The organism is Nioella sediminis (assembly GCF_001879695.1).
Classification (GTDB): domain Bacteria; phylum Pseudomonadota; class Alphaproteobacteria; order Rhodobacterales; family Rhodobacteraceae; genus Nioella; species Nioella sediminis.
Map to the genome: position 1 here is coordinate 1 of NZ_MNBL01000052.1, position 6,278 is coordinate 6,278.

Sequence of the window (6,278 nt, forward strand, 5' to 3'; positions counted from 1 at the left end):
CCCCCCGGCTGTCGCCGGAGGCCTCGTCGGTCCGCGTTGCCACGGAGGCGTGGTGAGGGATGGTGTGCCAGACCGGATGACCGGCCTGGTGGTGACGTCAGGATGCCTCCGGCGGGAGTATTTGGGCAAAGAAGAAGGGTTATTCGGCAGCGAGAGTCCGGCCCTGCAGCATCGGTTTGAGGTAGCGGCCCGTATGGCTGGCGGCGACCTCGGCCACCTGTTCGGGGGTGCCTTCGGCCACGACCGTACCGCCGCCATCGCCGCCTTCGGGGCCGATGTCGATGATCCAGTCGGCGGTTTTCACCACGTCGAGATTGTGTTCGATCACAACCACCGTGTTGCCCTGATCGACCAGTTCATGGAGCACTTCGAGCAGCTTCTTGACGTCTTCGAAATGCAATCCGGTCGTGGGTTCATCGAGGATGTAGAGCGTCCGACCTGTCGACCGTTTGCTGAGTTCCTTCGAGAGTTTCACCCGCTGCGCCTCGCCGCCCGACAGCGTCGTCGCCTGCTGGCCCACCTTGATGTAGTCGAGCCCGACGCGGCTGAGCGCCTCCATCCGGTCGCGGATCGCGGGGACGGCCTTGAACGTGTCGCGCGCATCCTCGACCGTCATGTCGAGCACGTCGGCGATCGACTTGCCTTTCCATTTGATCTCCAGCGTTTCACGGTTGTAGCGCGCGCCTTTGCAGGTTTCGCAGGTGACGTAGACGTCGGGCAGGAAGTGCATCTCGATCTTGATCACCCCATCGCCCTGACAGGCCTCGCACCGCCCGCCCTTGACGTTGAAGCTGAAGCGACCCGGCTTGTAGCCGCGCGCCTGTGCTTCCGGCAGACCTGCAAACCAGTCACGAATGGGCGTGAAGGCCCCGGTATAGGTGGCGGGATTGCTTCGCGGGGTGCGGCCAATGGGGCGCTGGTCGATGTCGATGACCTTGTCGAGATGTTCGAGGCCCTTCACCGTTTCGCAGGGCGCGGGCGTCTGGCGGGCGCCATTGAGTTTCATCGAGGCGGTTTTGAACAGGGTTTCGATGGTGAGCGTGGACTTGCCGCCGCCCGACACGCCCGTGACGCAGACGAATTTGCCAAGCGGGAAATCGACGGTGACGTTTTGCAGGTTGTTGCCCGTGGCCTTGACGACGCGGACGGATTTGCCGTTGCCTTTGCGGCGTTCCGCAGGGATGCCGATTTCGCGGGCGCCGGAAAGGTACTGGCCGGTCAGCGAGGCGGGATCGGCGGCGATCTCTGCCGGGGTGCCTTTCGACACCACCCTGCCCCCATGGACGCCTGCGCCGGGGCCGATGTCGAAGACATAATCAGCCTCTCGGATGGCTTCCTCGTCATGTTCGACGACGATCACCGTATTGCCCTGATCGCGCAGGTTCTTGAGAGTCGTCAGCAGCCGGTCATTGTCGCGCTGGTGAAGGCCGATGGAGGGTTCATCGAGCACGTAAAGCACGCCCGTCAGGCCGGAGCCGATCTGGGAGGCAAGGCGGATGCGTTGGCTTTCACCGCCCGACAGCGTGCCCGCGTTGCGGCTGAGGGTCAGGTATTCGAGGCCCACATTGTTGAGGAAGCCGAGCCGTTCGCGGATTTCCTTCAGGATCGCGCGGGCGATCTCGTTTTTCTGGTTGGTCAGGCTGTCGGGGACCGTGGCGCACCATTGGGCGGCTTCCTTGATCGACATCTGAACGACCTGTCCGACGTGAAGGCCGGCGATCTTGACCGCCAGCGCCTCTTCCCGCAGGCGGTAGCCGCCGCAGGCGCCGCAGGGGCGGTTGTTCTGGTAGCGTTCGAATTCTTCGCGGATCCAGGCAGAGTCGGTCTCGCGATAGCGGCGTTCCATGTTGGGAATGACGCCTTCGAAGGTGCGCGTGACCTGGTAGACGCGGCCGCCATCGTCGTAGCGGAAAGGGATTTCCTCCTCGCCCGAGCCGCGCAGGAAGACCTGCTGCACATTGGCGGGCAGTTTCTTCCACGGGGTCGCGGGGTCGAAGCCGTAATGCTTGGCGATGGCCTCGATGGTTTGCAGGAAATAGGGAGATTTGCCCTTGCGCCAGGGGGCAAGCGCGCCGTCTTCCAGCGTCAGGGTCTGGTCTGGGACAACGAGCCGTTCGTCGAAGAACAGTTCGACCCCGAGGCCATCACAAGAGGGGCATGCGCCGAAGGGGGCGTTGAAGGAGAAGAGGCGCGGTTCGATTTCGGGGATGGTGAAGCCACTGACGGGGCAGGCGAATTTCTCGGAGAAGGTGAAGCGCTCGGGCTCGCCCTCGCGGGGCGCGGTTTCGAGGATCGCGATGCCATCGGCGAGGTCGAGCGCTGTGCGAAGGCTGTCGGCCAGCCGCGTCTCCAGACCCTCGCGGACCACGATCCGGTCCACGACCACGTCGATGTCATGGCGGAATTTCTTGTCGAGCGTGGGCGGTTCATCGAGTTCGTAGAACGCACCGTCCACCTTCACCCGCTGAAAGCCCTGCTTGCGCAGCTCCAGCATTTCCTTGCGGTATTCGCCCTTGCGGTCGCGCACGATGGGGGCCAGCAGGTAACCGCGCGTGCCCTCCTCCATCGCCATGACCCGGTCGACCATGTCCTGCACCTGCTGCGCCTCGATCGGCAGGCCGGTGGCGGGAGAATAGGGCGTGCCGACGCGGGCGAAGAGCAGGCGGAGATAGTCGTAGATTTCCGTCACCGTACCGACGGTGGAGCGGGGGTTTTTCGACGTGGTCTTCTGTTCGATGGAAATCGCAGGGCTAAGGCCGCTGATATGGTCCACATCGGGCTTTTCCATCATGTCGAGGAACTGGCGGGCATAGGCGGAGAGCGATTCGACATAGCGGCGCTGGCCCTCGGCGTAGATCGTGTCAAACGCGAGGGAGGACTTGCCGGACCCCGAGAGACCAGTAATCACCACAAGCTCATCGCGCGGGATGTCGACGTCGATATTCTTGAGATTGTGCTCGCGCGCGCCGCGCACTTCGATTTTCTTCAGCTCGGCCATGCCTGCCCCCGGGGGATGTGTTGGTTAAGAGATAGTTGAGCGCAGGTGAGTCTCCAACTAAAAACTGAGAACATTATGTGAACTTTATCCACAGGCCGCTATGTTCTGAGCGTATTGCGACGCCGTTATGCCGCCGTCTTGGTCACATCTGCGTGATTTCGCAGACAGGCAGGGCGATTGCAGAGATCAGTCTTGATAAATTCGGAAAACGCCTTTAATTGACAATGACAACATTAAAACCTTTGAGGGTATGCCATGTTCGGCTTCTTCCAATCCAACGGACCCAGCCTCGCCTATGAGCCGCAGAAGGCGGTCAGCGACTCGAACGCAGGTCGCATCACCATCGTCGATATTCGGGAACCCGCAGAAGTCAAAGCGACCGGAAAAGCCAAGGGCGCCCTGCATGTGCCGCTTGCCGCCCTGCGCATGAAGGCCGATCCGGCCTCGCCTGAGCAATTGCCGGAATTTCGGGCGGGCAAGCCCGTGGTGCTCTATTGTGCCTCTGGCAGCCGGTCGCAGATGGCGGTTCGCATGCTGCGGCAGATGGGTCTGGAAGAGGTCTACAATCTCGGCGGGCTGGCTAATTGGCAGATGGCGGGCGGCACTGTCGGGCACTGAGCCCCGCAACTGACCACTTGGCGAGAGACGCATTTTTCGCGTAGCATGAGGGTATTGTTTTACCTTCATGTTTCGGGATGCCCCATGCGCACGCTTCTCACTGCCCTGCTGCTGTCGCTCCTCTCCGTTCTGCCTGTGTCCGCGCAGAGCAACGACAATCCGGCCACGATCCTTGTCCTTGATGCCTCCAATTCCATGTGGGGGCAGATCGACGGGGTGAACAAGATCGTCATCGCGCGAGAGGTGATTTCCGACCTCCTGACCCAGATCCCGGACAATATGGAACTGGGCCTGACCATGTACGGCCACAACCGGCGCGGGGATTGTACCGATATTGAAACCATGGTGCCGCCGGGGCTGAACAACCGCGAAGAGATTGCGCGGATCGTCAATTCGGTGAACCCGAGAGGGCGCACGCCCCTGTCAGACGCCGTGATTCAGGCCGCCGAGGAGCTGCGCTACACCGAGAATGCGGCGACGGTGATCCTTGTCTCTGACGGGCGCGAAACCTGCGATGCGGACCCTTGCGCCGTGGGCCGTGCGCTGGAAGAGGCGGGGATCGACTTTACCGCCCATGTGATCGGCTTCGACGTGGACGAACCCGAGGGCATTGCTGAGCTGCAATGCCTGGCCGAAAACACCGGCGGGCGCTTCCTGACCGCGTCGAATGCCGAGGAGCTGGCCGATGCGCTGAGCCAGGTGGCCGTGGCCCCGACCCCGCCGCCGTTGACGGATGTGACCCTGCGCGCCGTGGTGGTGCCGGGGCAAAGCGCGCCCGTGTCGCCGCTGCTGTGGGAAATCTTCGATGCGAACGGCGCTGTCGTGATGGGGCGCACCGAGCAGCCGATCATTCAGACCGCTCTGCCGCCGGGCAACTATCAGGTCTGGCTGACCCGCGTGGTCACCGGCACGCAGCATGGCGGGCCGATCACGGTTGCCCTGCCCGGCCCGCAGGAGTTCATCTTCGAGCTGCCCGAACTTGTCCCCGAGGCCAGCCTGACCGCGCCGGAAGAGGCCGTCATCGGCACATCGGTGCCCGTGGGCTGGACCGGTCCCGGCGCGGCGGAGGACTATATTCTGCTGGCCACCGCCGACCGGTCGCAAAGCTTCGTTCAGGTCTTCCCGCGCGACGGCAATCCGCTGATGATGACGCTGCCCGATCAACCCGGCGACTACCTGCTGCAATATGTGCATCCGGCGATGAACCGGGTGCTGGCCGAACGCACGATCCGCGCCCTGCCCCTGCCCGCCACTTTGGAAGCGCCGCTGAGCGCCGTGGCAGGCTCGACCATCGAGGTTATCTGGGACGGACCGGGCGGCGAAAACGACGTGATCGCCGCCGTGGCGCCCTCGAACGAGACACACGCCTCCCGCGCCTTCGTGCGCGAGGGCAATCCCCTGCCCCTGCGCGTGCCCTCTCAGGCCGGGCAATATCAGCTTCGTTATATCGACGGGGTCACGCAGCGGGTGCTGGCCACGAGGATGCTGGATGTCACCCCGGCAACCGCCACGCTGGAGGCCCCGGAATCTGTCGAGATCGGCAGCACCTTTGCCGTCGGCTGGACCGGGCCGGGATATGAGCCCGACCAGATCGTGATTGCAGAGCCGGGGGAAACCCGTACCCTTGGCCGCAGCTTCGCGCGCGAAGGCAACCCCGTCAGCCTGCAAGCCCCGAGCGAGCCGGGCATCTATGAACTGCGCTATCTGATGCAGGTCGATGAAGAGGTGATCGGGACGCGGCGGATCGAGGTGACGGACATCGTCGCCACGATCGAGGCCCCGGCCACGGCTGTTGCGGGATCGACCGTGCAGGTCTTTTGGACCGGGCCGGATTATCAGAGCGACTTTATCGCCGTGGGCACACTGAGCGAACCCGACCGCTACACGAACTACGCCTATACGCGCGACGGCAGCCCCGCCGCACTGGTCATGCCGACGGAACCCGGTGAATACGAGATCCGCTATTTCCTGAACCAGACCCGCCGGGTTATCGCGCGCCATGCGATTACCGTGACTGATGTCGAGGCGACATTGGAGGCCCCCACCACCGCCGTTGCAGGGTCCACCGTTCAGGTGGTCTGGACCGGCCCGGATTACCGCAACGACTTCATCGGCGTCGGCGCGATGGCGGAACCCGACCGCTATTCCAACTACGCCTATACGCGCGATGGCAGCCCTGCCGCGCTGGTCATGCCGACGGAGCCGGGTGACTACGAGATCCGCTATTTCATCAATCAGGACCGCACGGTCATTGCCCGGCACGCTATCACCGTGACCGATGTGATTGCCACGCTAGAGGCCCCCTCGACCGCAGAGGCCGGGTCCACTGTTCAGGTTCACTGGACCGGACCGGACTACCGCAACGACTTCATCGGCGTCGGCGCGATGGCGGAACCGGATCGCTACACGAACTACGCCTATACGCGCGATGGCAGCCCTGCCGCGCTGGTCATGCCGACGGAACCGGGTGACTACGAGATCCGCTATTTCGTCAATCAGGACCGCACGGTCATTGCGCGCCACCCCATCACCGTGACCGATGTGGGTGCCCGTCTGGAGGCGCCTGACAGCGCCGAAGCGGGGTCAACGGTTCTGGTGACCTGGGAAGGCCCGGATTACCGCAATGACTTCATCGGCGTGGGCGCGATGGCGGAACCCGACC

At 63.5% G+C, this 6,278-nt stretch carries 3 protein-coding genes; 2 read left to right on the forward strand and 1 reads right to left on the reverse strand.

Annotated features, from left to right (window positions below; all coding sequences use genetic code 11):
* Window positions 1-139: 139 nt before the first annotated feature.
* Window positions 140-2,998, reverse strand: coding sequence for an excinuclease ABC subunit UvrA (gene uvrA / locus BKY26_RS08175; protein ID WP_071689912.1), 2,859 nt, complete (start codon window positions 2,996-2,998; stop codon window positions 140-142).
* 255 nt (window positions 2,999-3,253) lie between these two features.
* On the opposite strand from uvrA, the gene BKY26_RS08180 reads away from it, so the two are divergent.
* Together BKY26_RS08180 and BKY26_RS08185 are read left to right on the forward strand one after the other, a co-directional pair.
* Window positions 3,254-3,616 (forward strand): rhodanese-like domain-containing protein, encoded by a 363-nt coding sequence (locus tag BKY26_RS08180; RefSeq protein ID WP_071689913.1) that lies wholly within the window; start codon window positions 3,254-3,256, stop codon window positions 3,614-3,616.
* 84 nt (window positions 3,617-3,700) lie between these two features.
* The coding region (locus BKY26_RS08185; protein WP_071689914.1) for a vWA domain-containing protein at window positions 3,701-6,278 on the forward strand (2,578 nt) is incomplete at its 3' end.